This window comes from Lactococcus sp. UBA7128 (genome assembly GCF_002492185.1).
In the GTDB taxonomy this organism is placed as follows: Bacteria; Bacillota; Bacilli; order Lactobacillales; family Streptococcaceae; genus Lactococcus; species Lactococcus muris.
Map to the genome: position 1 here is coordinate 1 of NZ_DKXK01000040.1, position 18430 is coordinate 18430.

The 18430-nt window shown below is 38.7% G+C and carries 17 protein-coding genes; 2 read left to right on the forward strand and 15 right to left on the reverse strand.

Going from position 1 to position 18430, the window contains the following annotated elements:
- Positions 1-547: 547 nt before the first annotated feature.
- The 15 genes from B4H39_RS04840 to rpsB all read right to left on the reverse strand — a co-directional run bounded on the left by B4H39_RS04840 (position 548) and on the right by rpsB (position 14169).
- The gene (locus B4H39_RS04840) at positions 548-1264 is read right to left on the reverse strand and encodes a YebC/PmpR family DNA-binding transcriptional regulator (RefSeq protein WP_251422125.1); all 717 of its coding nucleotides are present in this window, start codon (positions 1262-1264) and stop codon (positions 548-550) included.
- Positions 1265-1303: 39 nt separating this feature from the next.
- Positions 1304-2389, reverse strand: a complete 1086-nt coding sequence (locus B4H39_RS04845) for a nucleotidyltransferase (protein ID WP_251422122.1) — start codon at positions 2387-2389, stop codon at positions 1304-1306.
- Positions 2377-3108 (reverse strand): class I SAM-dependent DNA methyltransferase, encoded by a 732-nt coding sequence (locus tag B4H39_RS04850; protein WP_251422119.1) that lies wholly within the window; start codon positions 3106-3108, stop codon positions 2377-2379. Before B4H39_RS04850 ends, B4H39_RS04845 begins: the two co-directional genes overlap by 13 nt.
- Positions 3109-3468 (reverse strand): ribosome silencing factor, encoded by a 360-nt coding sequence (gene rsfS, locus B4H39_RS04855; RefSeq protein WP_003133173.1) that lies wholly within the window; start codon positions 3466-3468, stop codon positions 3109-3111.
- A gap of 22 nt (positions 3469-3490) precedes the next feature.
- A complete protein-coding gene (gene yqeK, locus B4H39_RS04860) occupies positions 3491-4084 on the reverse strand; it encodes a bis(5'-nucleosyl)-tetraphosphatase (symmetrical) YqeK (RefSeq protein WP_202231518.1) in 594 nt (197 codons plus the stop codon).
- Positions 4077-4670 carry a nicotinate-nucleotide adenylyltransferase gene (locus B4H39_RS04865; RefSeq protein WP_251422116.1) on the reverse strand — a complete coding sequence of 198 codons (594 nt, stop codon included), beginning with the start codon at positions 4668-4670 and terminating at the stop codon, positions 4077-4079. Before B4H39_RS04865 ends, yqeK begins: the two co-directional genes overlap by 8 nt.
- Positions 4671-4673: 3 nt before the next feature.
- Positions 4674-4982, reverse strand: a complete 309-nt coding sequence (gene yhbY / locus B4H39_RS04870) for a ribosome assembly RNA-binding protein YhbY (protein WP_202231520.1) — start codon at positions 4980-4982, stop codon at positions 4674-4676.
- 14 nt (positions 4983-4996) lie between these two features.
- Entirely contained in the window at positions 4997-6232 is a 1236-nt protein-coding gene (hflX, locus tag B4H39_RS04875; RefSeq protein WP_202231521.1) for a GTPase HflX, read from the reverse strand.
- A gap of 2 nt (positions 6233-6234) precedes the next feature.
- Complete coding sequence (gene yqeH / locus B4H39_RS04880) at positions 6235-7341, reverse strand: ribosome biogenesis GTPase YqeH (protein WP_202231526.1); 1107 nt, start codon at positions 7339-7341, stop codon at positions 6235-6237.
- A gap of 780 nt (positions 7342-8121) precedes the next feature.
- Positions 8122-8646, reverse strand: a complete 525-nt coding sequence (locus tag B4H39_RS04885; RefSeq protein WP_251422112.1) for an SA1002 family membrane protein — start codon at positions 8644-8646, stop codon at positions 8122-8124.
- A gap of 278 nt (positions 8647-8924) precedes the next feature.
- Positions 8925-9119 (reverse strand): hypothetical protein, encoded by a 195-nt coding sequence (locus B4H39_RS04890; protein ID WP_202231684.1) that lies wholly within the window; start codon positions 9117-9119, stop codon positions 8925-8927.
- Between the two features lie 88 nt (positions 9120-9207).
- Positions 9208-9966 (reverse strand): alpha/beta fold hydrolase, encoded by a 759-nt coding sequence (locus B4H39_RS04895; RefSeq protein WP_251422109.1) that lies wholly within the window; start codon positions 9964-9966, stop codon positions 9208-9210.
- Between the two features lie 372 nt (positions 9967-10338).
- A complete protein-coding gene (gene ezrA, locus B4H39_RS04900; RefSeq protein WP_251422106.1) occupies positions 10339-12069 on the reverse strand; it encodes a septation ring formation regulator EzrA in 1731 nt (576 codons plus the stop codon).
- A gap of 220 nt (positions 12070-12289) precedes the next feature.
- A complete protein-coding gene (gene tsf, locus B4H39_RS04905; protein ID WP_251422103.1) occupies positions 12290-13318 on the reverse strand; it encodes a translation elongation factor Ts in 1029 nt (342 codons plus the stop codon).
- 77 nt (positions 13319-13395) lie between these two features.
- A complete protein-coding gene (gene rpsB / locus B4H39_RS04910) occupies positions 13396-14169 on the reverse strand; it encodes a 30S ribosomal protein S2 (RefSeq protein WP_202231123.1) in 774 nt (257 codons plus the stop codon).
- A 268-nt stretch (positions 14170-14437) separates the two neighbouring features.
- Here rpsB and B4H39_RS04915 point away from each other — a divergent pair, with 268 nt between their 5' ends.
- Positions 14438-15478, forward strand: coding sequence for a lactonase family protein (locus tag B4H39_RS04915; protein ID WP_286927528.1), 1041 nt, complete (start codon positions 14438-14440; stop codon positions 15476-15478).
- Positions 15479-15633: 155 nt separating this feature from the next.
- Positions 15634-18333, forward strand: coding sequence for a bifunctional acetaldehyde-CoA/alcohol dehydrogenase (gene adhE / locus B4H39_RS04920; RefSeq protein ID WP_202231125.1), 2700 nt, complete (start codon positions 15634-15636; stop codon positions 18331-18333).
- The last annotated feature ends 97 nt before the right edge of the window (positions 18334-18430 follow it).

An 18430-nucleotide genomic window follows, 5' to 3' on the forward strand; every position in this document is an offset into this window, starting at 1 on the left:
AAAACTTGTCAACTATTTAGTGGGAGATTTCCTGAAAATTTTTTCCTTCGTTCGGATTGAGGTCTGTTACCAGACCTCAAAACTAATTTTTTATCCTACCGTATATTTTAATAAGTCATACTATCATAATTTTTGTCGAAGTTAAAGGACGCTAGCCCGACTTAAGGTGATGCTTATGAGTACTTCGTGAGCATACCTGAGTGAGCATACCTGACAAAAACAGAAAGACGAAAGAATTTGTCTAGATTTGAGCTTTAATGTTTGCTCTTGCATTGGCAACGCTGACGTTATAAATCAACGATAAAAAAATAACTGTCTCACTTTAGCAGAGTAATAACAGTTATTCCTATAATAATTATAATACTAGCTTAGCGTTCTTAATACGGCTACATAGATCTTGCTACTAACAAGCTCTTTTTTTCATACTCTTATTTTACCAAAACTCAAGTGCTGTATTAAATATAGCACTTGAGTTTAATAACTTTCTGCCCCTTCTAGGAAAGAACACGCAGAAACAATGTCTATAAACATTGATATATAAGCACAGTTACACATTTTCCACATTGTGGTAAACTTTCTGTACATCATCGTCATCTTCCAAAGCCTCTACTAGACCTTCAAAGATTTCCAAATCCTCACCTGAAAGTTCAACTTCACTCTGTGCAATCATTTCGAGTTCAGTTGTTGTAAATTCTGTAATACCTTTTTCTTTAAGGGCGGCGATTGCTTTATGTAAATCTGTCGGCTCCGTATAAACAATAATTTGACCTTCTTCAGCAGAAACATCACGAACATCAATATCTTTTTCCATCAAATATTCAAAAAATTCATCTGCATCTTCTCCAGCAAAAACAATCACACCTGTATTGTCGAACATATAACTCACTGAACCTTCTGCTCCAATGTTTCCACCATTTTTATGGAAAATCGTCCGTATATTAGAAATTGTACGGTTCACATTTGAAGTCAATGTTTCACAGATAATCATTGAGCCATTCGGACCGAACCCTTCATAACGCCCTGAAACGAAAGCCTCTTCTGATCCCCCTTTAGCTTTGTCAATCGCTTTGTCGATAACATGCTTTGGAACCTGTGCTTGCTTAGCACGTTCAATAACAAATTTGAGCGCTGTATTTGATTCTGGATCTGGCTCTCCTTGCTTTGCGGCTACATATATTTCAACACCAAATTTTGCATAAACTTTTGACGTAGCTCCGTCTTTAGCTGATTTTTTCGCGGCAATATTGGCCCATTTGCGTCCCATGGGACACCTCCTATTCTCAATTTATTCTTAAATATTATATCACAAAATCAATGGTTTGCGCCCGTGGTTCTGTTCTTTAAACTCACGATGTCCTAATTGATAAATGTCATCTGATTTTTGCGTAAGTGAATCCCACGCTTCTTTGCCGATACGCGTTACAAGCTTATCTTTAACTTTAGTTAAGTGCTTTTGTCCTTGTGTTGTAAACCCCAGCACATGAATATTTTGAGGAAACTGAAAATCACGCGGAATATCCAATAAAACATAGGTTAAAAGTCTTCTCACACGCGCTCTAGTATATCGCTTCGTATGCACTGCTTCTACCAATTCATCAAAAGTCCTTGCTTTTTTGATGGTAGTTTTTATGCGGTTTTCTAGTTCTGTGTTCATTTGGAAAATGCCACTTAAATCTTGGAAAATCACCTTATATTTGAGCAGAGTGAAATAATCATCCCAAGTAACCCTTGGTTGCTGATAGAGCTGTTTTAGATTCTCAGGAACAAAATTAAAAATATTCTGCTGGTCGATATTAGCTCGAATAGCTGTTGCTGAAGCAATTTGACCTGATAAATTTTTAGAGTGAAAATCATTACTGCGGCGAACGGCGTGGAGCTGTATATTTTTACCCGCACTGGCCTTGGCATAAGCGAGGGCAAGGACATGGTTAGGTGTATTCCCATCAAACTGTAAACCTGAAAACTTCTGCCACATCATCTGAGTTTTTTCAGGATAACTCAGCGTATCAGGTAAATTTTTAATGAAGTTCTCCATCTCTGTTGACTTCTCTTTGTAAAGAGTCACGATTTTCTGATAATCAAGGGCAGACTCAGAGCCGAAAACAAGTTCATCAATCTCCATTTTATCCAGAATATCTACTGCTGCCTGTGCAAAAAAATCCGCAGCCTGAACAGCTCCCATGACAGGAAGCTCAACCACGATATCTGCACCATTTTTTAGAGCCATTTCTGCTCTTGTCCATTTATCAAAAAGAGCTGGTTCGCCCCTCTGCATAAAATTTCCAGACATGGCAACGATTTTTATACCATCACCTGCCTGATCTAATAAATATTTATGCCCATTGTGAAAAGGGTTAAACTCAGCAACTATTCCTATTATTTTTTGCATACAAAGAACCAACGTAAACTTTCTTCATCTGGTTTTTCATCTTGAAAATCTGCATATACTTCCACTTTAGAAAATTGCTGCAATCCTTTCAAGTACTCCTTTATTGGATAAGTTCTCTCTTGGTGCACTTCGTCTTTACGAACAAATCTTCCCTCTGAATCTTTAACAAAGAAAGTCAATTCATGAACGACTGAATGGGGATAATCCCCCTCAAAAGAATCCCAAAGAAAAGCAAAATCTTCATCGTTTTCGTGATAAGAATAACCCGGAAAAACAGAACCTACCTGGTAGGTTGAATGGACATCAAAGATAAACACACCTTCTTCATTTAAAGACTCATAAACGCCATCAAAGACACGTTGAACTTCGGAGATATTTGTCATGTAGCAGAGCGAGTCTGAATAGCAAGTCACCACATCAAATTTTGCCTCCCCAGACAATTCACGCATGTCTCCTGTAACAAAGATGATATGTTCACCCAGCTGACGCGCGCGTTTATCCGCAATAGTCAGCATTTCCTCTGATAAATCAACACCAGTTACCTCGTAACCCGCTTGACTAAATCTTATCGACAGGATACCTGTACCACATGCCAGTTCCATGATATTTTGGGTTTTTGCTGGGAAATGTCTTTGACTAAAATCAAACCATAGGTCATAAAGTTCTTCATCCATTACAGAGTCATAGACCCGGGCAAATTCCTCATAAGAAGCTGTCATTTATTCAGAAATCCATTCATTAATATCAACAAGTGGTGCATCTGACCAAAGTTTTTCCAAGTTAAAACGCAAGCGTGAGTCATGGTCAAAAACATTGACAATCACGTCACCTAAGTCAACCAAAACCCATCCTGTACGGGCATCACCTTCAATATGTCCTGCCGCTTGCACACCAAGTTTGTCCGCTTCTTCAGCGACATTATCGACAATCGCATCAATCTGGCGCGTATTCATCGCTTCAAGGACAACGAAGTAATCTGCAACGCCTGATACGGCAGCCACATCAAGAGCTACAATATCCAATGCTTTTTTATCATCGGCTGCTTTTACAACTGTTTCGAGTAATTGTTTTGAATTCATTTTATTCCTATTTTCTATTTTATTATTCTTTAAGATATTTGATAAATGCGTTATATGTTTCGATACTTTGAGGATAAATCTTAACACGAAGCTCTGCCAGATAATCGATAAGCCGCATCGTCTCAAAGGCAACTGCCATATTAAGAGAACAATCTGCGATAGCTCGCGCTTCAATAACACCTGGGAAATCGCGGCCTTCTTCAATATAATCCGCAACATAAAGCACTTTAGCTAAGCTTGACATATTGGGACTTCCCACAGTATGAACCTCTATGGCATGCAAGATTTCTGGATCTTTCAGTTCCAAGTCTTCTTGTATTTTATAAATCCCCACTCTACCGTGCCAGATATTGTTGCCCCAATTTTTTAAATCCGTATCTAAATTATACTTGTCAATCAATTCCAAAAAAACTTGGTCCTCTGTCTCTTTCGCGTAATCATGCAAAAGAGCAGCGAGACTCGCTTTATGAACACTTACACCATACTTTTCCGCAAGAGCAATCGCGGCTTTTTCTACACCCAAAATATGTTTGAAACGTTTTTCAGACATTTGCCCTTTTATCCTTTTAAGTAAGGACTCGCGTGACAGATTTACTTCAGGATAAAACTCAAACATAGAGACCTTCTTTCTTGATATAGTCTAAAACTTTTGGTGACAACAAGAAGTTGGGAACAATTCCACGGCTCAACTGCTCTCGTACCATATTTCCAGATATGTCCATACCAGGCACGTCTACCCACAAAATGGGATAACTCGTTCCCACACGGAAGCGCGGACGACGTACACCAACAAGTTGTACTAATTCCAAGAGCTTTTCAATGTTTTTCCATCTGGATAAACTACCAATCAAGTCACCACCGATAATAAAGTAAAAGTCTATCTCTGGATACTCTTCCTTCAGTTCCTTTACCGTTTCATAGATTCCTTCTTTTGACTGGCAACGACACTGGTTAAGTCTGAGCCCTTCTTTTCCCTCTAGTGCAAGCTCAAGCATTCGAGTAATATGCCCCTCTGTATTATGCTCTGGCAAAAAAATGACCTGCTCCAAATTAAGCTGTTGGCGTACTTGATCAGCAATTGTTAAATGTGCGATATGCACTGGATTGAAGTTTCCCCAAAAAAGGCCGATGGCACGGCGAACACGAGGGGGTTCCTCTTGCAGTTCCACCTTGGTAAAAGGGGTTAGAAGTTCAAGCGACATAACTTATACCTTTTTTACATCTTCCGAAATTTTACGATTTTCTTTACGATCACTAACTTTAAAAACAACAATGTTACGCCCAATGATTTGGACAACATTGAGGCCCATTTCATCAATCATCTCCGCAACATCTTCCGCTGTTTCATCCGAATTTTGCAAGATGTTGACTTTAATTAATTCACGCGCATCTGCAGCGTGGCGAATACTTGTGAGGATTTCGTTCGATAATCCAGATTTTCCGATTTGAACTACGGGGCGAATATTTACTGCGAGGCTTCGCAAGTAACGCTTTTGTTTTCCAGTTAATTCCATTTTATTTCTCTTTTCTAATAATTATCCAGCTTCCACATCATGTTAGGTGCAATAAGTCCCTTCACTTTATAGGCTGTTTCACCCTCGACAACATCGTTGACCATGGCTAGTTTTTTCAGTTCAGGTAGTTTATAAGCCATTGTATAAGGCAAGTCCAACTCAAAAGCGACAAAGAGCTCATGCAATTTTTCTAAGATTGCTGTGCGTAACCATTGGACGCCTTCGTCTGACTTGATCGAAAGCTGTACAGCTGGTGCCAAAGTTGGCACAAAATCCTTAGCCATATCCATCTTATTATAGACATTTAACACAGGAATCCCTTGGATATCCATTTCTTCCATTAATTTTTGGACTGTTCTTTCATGGACTTCATGATGGGGATTGCTGGCATCAATGACATGAATCAATAAATCAACATATGTCGACTCTTCCAAGGTAGACTTGAATGCTTTAATCAGTTCCGTCGGCAAATCTTGAATAAAACCAACGGTATCTGTAAGACTGACTGTAAAATCCTCTTTTATTTTCACCAGTTTCGTTGTTGCATCCAACGTTGCGAAAAGCTCATCTTTTTCATATTGCGTTTTTTCGGTCAGAGCGTTCATTATGCTTGATTTACCGGCATTGGTATAGCCAATCAGACCTATTTTAAATATTGAACTTTCTTTGCGTTTTTTCCGAATGGTTTCGCGTGTTTTTTCAACCTTTTTGAGCTGTTTTTCAATATTTTCGATACGTGTACGAATATAACGACGATCTGTTTCGAGTTTACTTTCACCAGGACCTTTAGAACCAATACCTCCTCCTTGGCGACTCAGCATAATACCTTGGCCGACCAAACGTGGCAATAAATAGCTCAATTGAGCTTGTTCTACCTGAAGCATCCCTTCATGCGAACGTGCCCGCAATGCAAAGATATCCAAAATCAGCTGCATTCGGTCAATCACTTTGACCCCCAAAGCTTCTTCAAGATTGATATTTTGCCGAGGTGTCAAACGGTCATTGAAGATAACCGTGTCTATTTCTCCAACTTCAATCGCCCAACGCATCTGCTCAAGCTTACCAGTTCCAATCAAAAATTTAGTGTCGTATTTGTCACGCTTTTGCGTAAAAGCGTCAACTACAATCCCACCTGCAGTTTTGGTCAATTCTGCAAGTTCAAGCATTGAGCTTTCGAAATTTTCACTGTTTTCAAAAGTTTCGACTCCAGCCAACAAAACACGCTCTTGTTTTTCTTCTAAATCTATCATTCTTATACCAATGCCTTACGTAGGACCACATCAACACCCTCTGGTACCCATGCTGCAACAACACCACGTTCCGCAACTCGAATCCATCCTAGACCAGAGAAAACAATATCTGATTTTTCTTTGACAGAAAATTCTTTACGGATGAGCTTGGGGAAGTCTGAAAGATTTTTCGCACGTGGCGGTTGAAGTAACCCCCCCGCATGTTTTTCATAAAATTCAGTAGCACCTGCCAATTTTGTACGATGAATGTCTAATTCATTATCACAAAAAACGGTAAGACCTTGTTTTTCACCTTGTATATAGTCAAAACGTGCAAGGCCCCCTAAAAATAGAGTTTGTCCTGCATTAAGTTGGTAAGTTTTAGGTTTGATTTCTTTTTTAGGCGAAACGAGTTTCAGGTCTTTCGCTTCGAGATAATGTGCCATTTGCCCACGGTGAATAATCCCCGGTGTATCAATCAACAAGCTCTCATCATCAAGAGGAATTTCAATCTTATCCAAAGTTGTTCCTGGGAAACGGCTGGTTGTAATCACATTGTCATCACCTGTGACCAGCTTGATAATGGCGTTGATTAATGTAGATTTTCCCACATTTGTTACACCAACCACATAAACATCACGACCCTTGCGCATCTTCTCAATTTTTTCCATGAGCTCTCTAACATCATCTTGATTTTTAGCTGAGGTTACAAGAACATCAAGGGGACGAAGGCCCGCACGCTTTGCTTGCTCTTTGAGCCAAGCGCTCAGTTTACCAACTTTCAAGGAATGTGGCAAAATATCTTTCTTGTTTGCCACCAAGAGAAGGTCATTATTGCCGGTAAAACGATGTAAGCTTGGGATTAGAGAACCGTTGAAATCAAAAATGTCAACAACATTCACAATTAACGCATCGTGCTCACCTATTTCGCTCAAAAGACGTAAAAAATCATCGTCTGTCAAACTTACATCAGCGATTTCATTATAATGACGAAGGCGGAAACAGCGCTGGCAGTAGAGTGCATCATCTTCTCCTCTTTTTGCAAGCGCTCCTGCAGGCAAGAAACCCAAGACATTTTTATCTTCCGTTTGAATCCGTGCACCGCAACCAATACAGTGCAATTCTTCCATAATATTTTCAGTTTCATTCATAGGCTTATTTTAACACATTTCAAGCTTTTATTCTCCTTCATTTACCTCTAACTCCTTATATTTCTACATCAGAGTATTACTCAGAAGTTTTAAAAATCAATAACTTTCTGTGTGTTTCTCCTATCTCCTTCACTTTTTGGTTAGTTAAAAAAATCATTCAATTGACTTAATAAACTACTTTGCATATTTTTAGTTGCGTGACTATAAATTTGTGGCTTCTTCTTTTCATATGGACATCCCACTCGTTCTATTATCCCTTTAATAGGAACTTTCATTTCTACTATTAGAAAGGATACCTTTAATTCTTAATCCCTTATAATTCGCCATCATCAAATAAATCTTGAACTGTTGATAAAATTTCTTTTTTACCCGCTGCACCTTCTTTTGTCTTTTTCTCACTCTTCTTCGAAAACCTATTTTTAGCTTCTAACTGTGATACTTGACTTTTCGGATTACTGGTAACAGTTACTTGTCACCATTTCCCTTGATGATTATCAAAACATTTTTCTCCTTGCTTCTCAAGCAAAAAAAGTGTGCATACTTTGTATTATAACATTTTCCTACGCTGTTTTTGTTTATATTCCATGTACAATATAGCCCGGCAAACCTTACGGTACTCTATAGCACGAACCATAAAATAAAAAATTCTGTCTAATGTGAAGGAGGTGAGAGTCTCTCCAGAACAAGAAAACTTAGGAGTTTTGAACTTCCTAAGTTCCCTTTTATCTTCATTCAAGAATAAATATTTGATAAAACACCTTATAATTCATCATTAAAATGCTTATAAGCTATAATTGATATCCATATTGAAATTAAAGCAGGTAGAACTAGAAATAATAATTCTGACGGTTCCACTACATCTAAACTTAACACATCTTTAAAGGAATTCTTGTCACTAAAAGGTTTTATTATTTCATCAAACAAAATTTGATATATCGTGCAATATATTAAAGACCATTGAATAATATACTCACATAAAGTTTGAATCTCTTTACTAATGTTAAATGTTTTAAAAGCCCACCTATTTATCCAATATAATATATAGCCATTGATAATTGCAAATAAAAGTATAATTTCAAACAGAGAATTTAGGCTTTCTAACATGACAGAACTAAAGGCAGACCATGTATTAAGTAAATTCATTCCCAAAAATAAGATTGATGCAATTATTGTTTCTATAAATACGATTGCTATAGCTTTTATTATATCTAAACTTTTATTTTTAGGAAAACCAAATATTTTCCCAGAAAAAATAATTATTAAAAATAAGATTACTGATACCAAACTAATATCTCCTCAACTAAAAAAATTTGTCTATGTTTATAATACATTTCTCACAGCAGCATTCTATTATCCCATCTTCTGTACGGTCAATCTTCAAAATCAAATAACTGCTGATCATGGGCTAGTTCTTGAAAAAATATACAACGTAAAAATTGCTAAACAAACTCGAATTCAGCAATTATTTATTTTATAAATTTGATTCGATATTTAAAAATAAATATCTGTCATAAAACTATTTCTTTAACCTAAATTAATGTATGGTAGCCTTGGTCTTCTTTTCATTCACTAAGTATCTCAACATTGCCTAAGAAGTTAGCTGAATCTCTTGCAGAAAATCTAAGTTTCTGAAGTGATGCGCTGTTTGCTAATATGCCACACGCCAACGCATCCATTCTAATACCCGTTCTTTGACCGATAACATTCACGATATCGAGAAATACTCCTGCACCTTCAGCTTTTAGATTATCTACCACTTAAAATCCTCTCTTTTAAGAGATTAGTATAAAAAAGATACTTACTTTTGCAAGCATCTCTTGTTCAGAACAATTTAATTATAGAATATTATAAGCACCTTTTTATAACTTGGGCAAAACCATTAGGATTTTCCCAAGCCATTGAGTGCCCGGCGTTTGGAACAACTTCAATTTTCACACCGTGTTCTTTTAGTTTTTCAAAATCCGCATCAGGCAATGATTTCTCCCCAAAAATAAAATATTTCGGAAATTCAAAGTCGTATAAAAGCTCTCTCCACGATGTTCTTCCGCCGCTAACTGCATTGGTAGAAATTTCAAAAGCAGCTTTTGGCAACCAGTTTCTTAAAGTAGCTACCCACATTGTATTTCCTAACTTTTCATACTCTGTGAGCTTTCTTTCGAAAGTACTATCCAAATCATCTTCATCAAAATTAGCAATTTCAAAACTTGCTGAATCTGGACTGCTTGGATCTAAATTAGCTTCACTAAGTATTAGGGTTTGAACTCTATCTTTTAACAAATTACACAACTCTATCGCTATGGCTCCGCCTAAGCTATGCCCAAACACAATCATTTTTTCCAAGTTAAGATCTTCAGTGAATTCCTGTAAATATTTGGCATGTGAAGCAACTGTATATTTAAAAGATAGTGGCTTGTCACTATACCCTGCCCCCAATAAATCAATTAGAATTATTCGGTGTTTAGATTTTAGAATAGAGGCCACTTCCACGTAATCAAAAGAACCTGCACATCCTAAACCATGTATAAAAATAATAGGTGTCAGTTCGCCAGAAAAATCATTATAACGGATTTTATAATTCGTTCCTTTAATTTTGTACTCTCTCATTTCCCCTCCTCGCATTCTAATTTATCTTTCTCATTATACCACATTACCAAGGTCAGTTTCATAAGATTTCATCACACTTATCCCTATAAAAATTCTCTCCAATACTTGGAACAATGAGAATAACTGTGGAAACTAAAATCCCCACTGATACTAAAGCTTTTTCATATCTGTGCCTTTCTAAAAACAGATTTTTTGGATTGTCCCCAGCGAAAATCGTTATTTTCTCGCAATTTTATCATTCTGTTTGCCGTACTGTCAACAACTCTAAAGCCTTTGAAGTTATATGAATAGCGCATCATATACCGCTTTTTTCGAAAATCCACAAGGCAAAAAATAGCTAAACAAACTATAGTTACGTTTTTTATCAAACCACTAACGATAGTCTGGTTTTTCTTTATGATTATGATAAACCTTAGCGATACGTTCAACCGCACCAGGCTCAACCATTTCTAAAGCGTTCGAGATTTCATTGAAGGCACCATCATAGTTTCGGGCACGATCAAAGAGTTGCAAGCTGCGAGCAATAGCACCAGAAACACGCTCATCACTTGCCTTGTAACGGTTGGCGTATTGCATCAACTGCTCTGCAAGAACAGCATGATCGACTAAGTCGTCTGTTGCATCCTTCAGGGCTTCCATATCCTGAGTAGATGTATCAAGTTGATGATTGACAACATCTATGTTAATACGTACTTTACCTAACTCTTTGAACAGAGCCTCCAGACGCTCACTTGTAGCGAAAAAGAGATCTAAATAATCTTTTGGTAAACCTGGAAGATTACGTTTTTCCACATAACGTTTAATAATGCGTAATTCTGAGTCAAAGTCATCCGCAGCTTCTTGGGCAACTTTTTCTCGCTCACGTAAGTTAGCAAGCCCCTCACTGATGCTGATTTGATTCTTTTCAATGTCTTCCAAAGCATCAATAATTGAATTTACATTATTGCCCAAAGCTGAATAAGGCTTTTGTTTTTCTTTTACAGCCTCTAACACACTATCAACCTCTCCTTCAAGGATATCAAGGTGTTCTGAGTAACTACGTACGGCAGCCTTTTCATTATCAGAGAGCAAGTAGGACTGCATAGTATGATCAATCTCCAACAAAAGCGCTTTATTATTTGCACGCGTGTGCTCAATGTAGCTTTTGAGGATATTGACACGCTTTTCAACACTGCGACGCGCTTTATATTCACGCTCAAAGATGTCATACACACCATTGATACGATTATTGATTGAAGCGATACGTGCCTCAGTCGCCTCAAGTTCAAAGCTATCAAGAAGAGCTTTCGCTTCCTCTATATCCTTTTGAACGGCCTGTCTTTCATTCTCAAGATTGACACTTGGAGGAAGTACATAATCCTCTTCTTCAAATTTATGAATTGTTTCTTCTAAATCTTCAATTTGTTTTGGTAATTCTTTGTCTACAACAGCTAAAAGAGACGGAATTTTTTCCGTAATAGCACGTAAAGCAATGGTGTGTTCTTCTGCAGTTTCTAGTACTTCTGCCGCCTCAATCGGATCTCCAGTGGAGTTAAGCGTAACAAACTGTGAAAACTCTGTTTCGATATTTGCTAAATGACGATTAATTTCATCAATAACTGTACCGTACTTTTCTTGATTGTCTGTAATCTCATCGCGTAATGTTTCGTATAAGTCTAAAGATTCTTGGATTTTTGTCGAATTACGTTTTTCCTGCTCAACCAACTCTGCCACACCTGCACGAATCGCTTCAACCTCTGATTCCATGACCTCAATCTGTGCTTCACTATCATCTGCCGACTCACGCGCACGGAAAAAATGGAAGGAATCATTCAACTGTTCAGCTTCAAAAATATGATTTTCCAAATCAGCAAATGAGTCCGACGATAAATCAATCCATTTTTGATTCCATTCGCGGAAAATTGTTTGCGATTGTCCAACTAAATGCATTTTCTTGACAGCATCTAATTCTTCTTGCACGGGTAAATCAAAAAGTAATTCCTTACGTTCTTCCAACTCAAGAATACGATTTTCTGTTTTCTTACGCATTACCATTGAAAAAACATAGAATCCAACGACAATCACTACGAGAACGCCCAAAAGAATAATTATTGTACTTGACATTATCTCTCCAAAACTTTAGGTAATTTTATCTTTTTATTTAAACTCATTTTTAAATACAAAGTTTCACTCTTTATTATAGCACATTATATTTGTTTTTACATCACTTTTCTACATTTTTTAGAATACATGCAATATAAGAATACTGGCTTGTCAAAGCCTACTCAAACAATGGAAGGAAGAAAAAAGAGCAGCCTCTAAAGCCACCCCTCCTTTTTAGAAATTAAGCAAGTCCTGCTGCTTCCGCAACTTCTGCTGCAAAATTATTTTCAGCCTTCTCGATACCTTCGCCAACTTCATAGCGTACAAAGGCTACTACTTTAGCACCTTTAGATTCAAGGAAAGCTTCTACAGTTTTACTGTCATCCATGATGTAGAGTTGGCCAAGAAGCGTGTAGGCTTGGTCAACTTTAGTGTTGTCGATAATGTATTTTGCAAGTTTACCTGGAATGATTTTACCTAAGATTGCTTCTGGCTTACCTTCTGCCAAAAGTTCTTCTTTCATTTCTGCTTCAGCCTTAGCAAGAACCTCTTCAGTCAACTGGCTGCGTGAACCGTATGCAAGATGTGGAAGCATTGGTTTGTTAACCAATTTGCGGCTTTCGTTGTCTTCATCGATTTTGTGGTTCATTTTAGCTAACTCATCGTGAACAAACTCAGCGTCCAATTCTTTGTAAGAAAGAACAGTTGGGTTCATCGCAGCGATATGCATTGCAACAGCCTTAGCAAGCTCTGCATCACCACCTTCAATAACTGCGACTACACCAATACGCCCTTGGTTGTGTTGGTAAACACCAAATGTTTGCTCATCTGTTTTTTCGATAAGTTGGAAACGACGGAATGAAATTTTTTCACCAATTGTCGCTGTTGCTTGTGTATAAGAATCTTCAAGACTGATGCCCTCTGCAGTTGTCAAAGCTAAAGCCTCTTCATTAGTTGCAGGTTTTTTCTCTGCAATAAGTTCAGCTGTTTCTTTTACGATAGCAACGAATTGTTCGTTTTTAGCAACGAAGTCTGTTTCTGAGTTCAACTCGATAAGTGCTGCAGTATTACCATTTACGGCGATACCTGTCAAGCCTTCAGCGGCGATACGGTCAGCTTTTTTCTCAGCTTTAGCAATACCTTTTTCACGAAGAAGCTCAGCGGCTGCTTCCATATTTCCATCAGTTTCAACAAGTGCACGTTTAGCATCCATGATACCTGCACCAGTTTTTTCGCGCAATTCTTTAACTTGAGCTGCTGTTACTGCCATTGTATAATTCTCCTAATTATTATATTTTATAAAAAAACAGGGAGGCGTAGGGCCTCGCCTGTATTATTCATTACAAATTATTTGCCTTCAACGATTTCAGCAAGTTCTTCAAGTGACTCTTCTGAAGCTGCAGTATCTTTCGCTGTAAGTTCTTCTTCTGCTGCATCTTCACCTTGACGCCCTTCGATGACAGCATCAGCCATTTTAGCAGTAATCAACTTAACTGCACGGATAGCATCATCGTTTGCTGGGATAATAACGTCGATTGGATCTGGGTCAGCATTTGTATCAACCATAGCTACAACTGGAATTCCCAATTTTTGAGCTTCTTGGATAGCGATTTGTTCATTGTGTGGGTCAACAACGTACATCACATCTGGGATGCGAGGCATGTCAGCAATACCACCGATGAATTTTTCAAGACGTTCGCGTTCTTTGTTCAAAAGGACAACTTCTTTCTTAGGTAAAACATCGAAAGTTCCGTCTTCTTCCATTTTGTTGATTGCTTTAAGGCGTGCCACACGTTTTTGGATAGTGTTCCAGTTCGTAAGCATACCACCAAGCCAACGGTGATTTACATAGTATTGACCAGCACGAAGTGCTTCTTCTTTAACAGCTTCTGAAGCTTGTTTTTTAGTACCAACAAAAAGGACTACAGCACCTTCAGCTGAAGCGTTACGTACATAGTTGTAAGCATCGTCAACAAGTTTAACTGTTTTTTGAAGGTCGATAACGTGGATACCGTTACGTTCTGTAAAGATGTATGGTTTCATCTTTGGGTTCCAACGGCGCGTTTGGTGACCGAAGTGAACACCAGCTTCAAGAAGTTGTTTCATTGAAATAACTGACATATTAATGTCTCCTTTTAAAATAGTTTTTCCTCTTTTGACTCTCACCCTATGCCGCTACACCTGTGCACTACGACATCGTCAAGTCAAAATGTGAGATTATCGCCCGAGAGCAACAGTAATATTATATACTAATCTTCCTCATATTGCAAGTCCTCTTTTTTACCTAAGTTTCTCGTAGATGCATAAAACGTGAGAGATTTAACTTCCTGAAAACGCTCCTTTATGATAAAATAATTATACGAATATTAAATGTAAAAGGAGCTAAACTATGCGGGAAAAAATTCTAGTGGGTGGATATACTAAACGTGAATCAAAGGGAATATACAGTTTCGACTTAGATGTTGTCAAGGAAGAACTTTCTAATCTAAAAGAAGTTGCACATGTTCAAAATGCGACCTATATTGCTCTAGATAGAAAGAAACAGCATCTCTATAGCTGTGCTGCAGATGAAAATGGTGGTGGCATCGCCGCTTTAACTTATAAAAGGGGGAAAGCAGAACTTTTAAATTATGTCACGAGTGTTGGAGCCCCTCTTTGTTATGTTTCTGTTGACGATAAACGCGGTCTTGTTTATGGTGCCAACTATCATCTGGGAGAAATTCGTGTCTATAAAATCCAAAAAAATGGTTCACTCCTTTTAACAGATACTGTAAAACATGAAGGGGAAGGCTCAAACGGACACCCAGGTCAAGAACGCCCACATGTTCACTATGCAGATCTTACACCAGATGGTCGCTTGGTTACTTGTGATTTAGGAACGGACGAAATCACTGTATATGACGTTGTGGGGGAAGATGGCAAGCTTTCTATCGCTACCCTATATCGCATGCCTACTGGAACTGGCGTTCGTCACCTGACCTTCCACCCTAACGGTAAAGTTGCTTATGTTATTGGTGAATTTTCTTCCACTGTAACAGTGCTTAGCTACAATGAAGAAAAAGGACGTTTTGCAGCTCTAGAAACCCTCAGTACACTGCCTGCTGATTTTGAGGGTGTCAAAAGCGCTGCTGCGCTGCGTCTTTCATCTGATGGTAAATTCCTCTATGCCTCAAACCGCGGGCATGATTCAATCGCTGTCTTCAGTGTCAGTCCTTTAGGAACGAAAATTACTCTGGAAGACATTGTAAAAACAGAAGGTAAAACACCTCGCGACTTTAACTTCAATAGCACAGAAGACTTTATTATCGTGGCCCATCAAGACAGCGATAACCTTAGTCTTTTCCGCCGCAATCGTACAACAGGACTACTTACACTGAAACAAAAAGATTTTTATAGTCCAGAAGGCACTTGTGTCCTTCCAACCCTCTAAACCAAACCGCCAAATAAGGCGGTTTTTCTATCATTAAAATGTGAATATTATTTCGCTAACACAACATTGTATTTTTTTGCACAATACAATTTGACACCGCGTTCAAACTTTGTTAAAATAATAACGTGATAAATTTCACAAAGGAGAAATTTTATATGACAACCCCAAACACAAAGACGAAGAAAGAAATAACAGCAACTGATAAGGCTGTACTCTTAGAAAAAGCAGAGCAATACACAGATACTCTTGTGAAAAAAGCCCATCAAGCCGCTCTGCATTTTGAAGGTTATACTCAAGCACAGGTTGATAAAATTGTTGCAGCTATGGCTTTGGCAGCTAGTGAGCATTCTCTGGAACTCGCTCACGAAGCACATAAGGAAACTGGTCGCGGCATTGTTGAAGACAAGGATACTAAAAACCGCTTTGCTTCAGAGTCTGTTTATAACTCAATAAAAAACGATAAAACTGTTGGAGTAATTAGCGAAAACAAGGTTAACGGTTCAGTTGAAATCGCAGCTCCTCTTGGTGTCCTTGCCGGGATTGTGCCTACGACTAACCCTACCTCAACAACTATCTTCAAATCACTTTTAACGGCAAAAACACGCAACGCTATCGTTTTTGCCTTCCATCCACAAGCTCAAAATTGCTCTTCACATGCTGCACGTATCGTCTATGATGCTGCTCTGAAAGCAGGAGCTCCAGAAAACTTTATCCAATGGATTGAAGAACCTAGTCTCTATAATACAACAGCACTCATACAGAATCAGGGTATTGCTTCAATCTTAGCCACAGGTGGTCCAGGAATGGTTAATGCCGCTCTGAAATCTGGTAATCCTTCACTAGGAGTCGGTGCAGGTAATGGTGCTGTCTTTGTTGATGCAACCGCAAATGTCGATCGCGCTGTTGAAGACCTTCTGCTCTCTAAGCGTTTTGACAATGGCATGATTTGTGCCACAGAAAATTCTGCTGTTATTGCTGAAGAAATTTATGATGAGTTTCTTGAAAAACTCCAGGCACACGGTGCTTATAAAGTACCTAAGAAAGACTATAAAGCAATTGAAAAATTTGTCTTTGTTGAACGTGCTGGCGAAGGCTTTGGTGTAACGGGTCCTGTTGCTGGACGTCCTGGACCTTGGATTGCTGAACAAGCTGGCGTAAAAGTCCCTAAGGGCAAAGATGTCCTACTCTTTGAACTTGATGAAAAAAATATCGGAGAAGCACTGTCCTCTGAAAAACTCAGTCCACTTCTGTCCCTCTACAAATCTACCTCACGTAAAAATGCTATCGAAATCGTTCAAAAACTTTTAGACTATCAGGGCGCAGGGCACAATGCTGCCATCCAAATTGGTGCTCAGGATGATCCATTTGTTAAAGAATATGCAGATGCCATTGGTGCTGCACGTATCTTGGTTAACCAGCCTGACTCTATTGGCGGTGTTGGCGATATTTATACTGATGCAATGCGTCCATCATTGACGCTCGGAACTGGTTCATGGGGTAAAAATTCAATTTCACACAACTTGAGTACATATGATCTATTGAATATTAAAACAGTGGCACGTCGTCGTAATCGCCCACAATGGGTTCGTCTGCCAAAAGAAATCTACTACGAAAACAACTCAATCTCTTATTTGCAAGAAATGCCTGATATAAAACGTGCCTTTGTTGTCACAGATCACGGGATGTTACAGTTTGGCTTTGTTGATCACATGCTTGAGCAACTCGCTGTTCGTGACACACAGGTACAAACAACTATCTACGGTTCTGTAAAACCAGACCCTACATTATCTCAGGCAATCGAGATTGCACGTCAAATGGATGACTTCAAACCAGATACCGTTATTGCTCTTGGTGGTGGTTCTCCGCTTGATGCAGCCAAAATCGGCCGTTTGATTTATGAGTATTCCGTTCGCGGGGAAGTTGACCTTAATGACGATATCGCATTGAAAGCCCTTTTTGAGCAACTGGCCCAAAAATTCATCGATATCCGTAAACGTATCGTCAAATTCCCACATCAAGACCAAACTCAACTGGTATGTATTCCAACTACTTCGGGGACAGGCTCTGAGGTAACACCATTTGCTGTCATCACTGATGACGAAACACATGTTAAATATCCCTTAGCGGATTATCAACTTACACCTCAAGTGGCCATTGTTGACCCTGAGTTTGTTATGACTGTGCCAAAACGTACAGTCGCTTGGTCAGGTATCGATGCACTCAGTCATGCACTCGAATCTTACGTTTCAGTCATGGCTTCAGACTATACTAAACCTCTATCACTTCGTGCAATCAAATTAATCTTTGAAAATTTAACCACTTCTTACCACTATGACCCTTCAAAACCTTCCAAAGAAGGACAGATGGCACGCGCAAATATGCACAACGCTGCAACCTTAGCTGGTATGGCTTTTGCTAATGCATTTCTCGGTATCAACCACTCCTTAGCGCACAAAGTCGGCGGCGAGTTTGAATTGCCACATGGTTTAGCTATTGCTATCGCTATGCCGCACGTTATCAAATTTAACGCTGTAACAGGAAATGTTAAGCGTACACCATATCCACGTTATGAAATCTATCGTGCCCAAGAAGACTACGCCGAAATTGCACGCTATATTGGTTTAACAGGCAAAGACAATGCCGAACTGGTTGACAAGCTTATTAAGGAAATCAAGAAATTGACAGACAGCATTGATATTGATATCACACTTTCAGGTAATGGTGTCGATAAAAACCATTTAGAACGCGAACTTGATAAGTTAGCAAACCTTGTTTACGATGACCAATGCACACCAGGTAACCCACGTCAACCAAGTATTGATGAGCTTAAAGCGCTCTTGCAAGACCAATATTAAACCAAAAAAAGCTGTTATCCACAGCTTTTTTTAGTTTATTTGGTCGCTATAACATTTAGTGTGGCTACTCACCACGAAAAACATTGTAGCTCCCGAA

Bases quoted from the DNA above. Each gene is read 5' to 3' on its own strand.
- B4H39_RS04840 (WP_251422125.1), bottom strand. From the start codon at position 1,264: ATGGGACGCAAATGGGCCAATATTGCCGCGAAAAAATCAGCTAAAGAC.
- B4H39_RS04845 (WP_251422122.1), bottom strand. From the start codon at position 2,389: ATGCAAAAAATAATAGGAATAGTTGCTGAGTTTAACCCTTTTCACAAT.
- B4H39_RS04850 (WP_251422119.1), bottom strand. From the start codon at position 3,108: ATGACAGCTTCTTATGAGGAATTTGCCCGGGTCTATGACTCTGTAATG.
- rsfS (WP_003133173.1), bottom strand. From the start codon at position 3,468: ATGAATTCAAAACAATTACTCGAAACAGTTGTAAAAGCAGCCGATGAT.
- yqeK (WP_202231518.1), bottom strand. From the start codon at position 4,084: ATGTTTGAGTTTTATCCTGAAGTAAATCTGTCACGCGAGTCCTTACTT.
- B4H39_RS04865 (WP_251422116.1), bottom strand. From the start codon at position 4,670: ATGTCGCTTGAACTTCTAACCCCTTTTACCAAGGTGGAACTGCAAGAG.
- yhbY (WP_202231520.1), bottom strand. From the start codon at position 4,982: ATGGAATTAACTGGAAAACAAAAGCGTTACTTGCGAAGCCTCGCAGTA.
- hflX (WP_202231521.1), bottom strand. From the start codon at position 6,232: ATGATAGATTTAGAAGAAAAACAAGAGCGTGTTTTGTTGGCTGGAGTC.
- yqeH (WP_202231526.1), bottom strand. From the start codon at position 7,341: ATGGAAGAATTGCACTGTATTGGTTGCGGTGCACGGATTCAAACGGAA.
- B4H39_RS04895 (WP_251422109.1), bottom strand. From the start codon at position 9,966: ATGAGAGAGTACAAAATTAAAGGAACGAATTATAAAATCCGTTATAAT.
- ezrA (WP_251422106.1), bottom strand. From the start codon at position 12,069: ATGTCAAGTACAATAATTATTCTTTTGGGCGTTCTCGTAGTGATTGTC.
- tsf (WP_251422103.1), bottom strand. From the start codon at position 13,318: ATGGCAGTAACAGCAGCTCAAGTTAAAGAATTGCGCGAAAAAACTGGT.
- rpsB (WP_202231123.1), bottom strand. From the start codon at position 14,169: ATGTCAGTTATTTCAATGAAACAACTTCTTGAAGCTGGTGTTCACTTC.
- B4H39_RS04915 (WP_286927528.1), top strand. From the start codon at position 14,438: ATGCGGGAAAAAATTCTAGTGGGTGGATATACTAAACGTGAATCAAAG.
- adhE (WP_202231125.1), top strand. From the start codon at position 15,634: ATGACAACCCCAAACACAAAGACGAAGAAAGAAATAACAGCAACTGAT.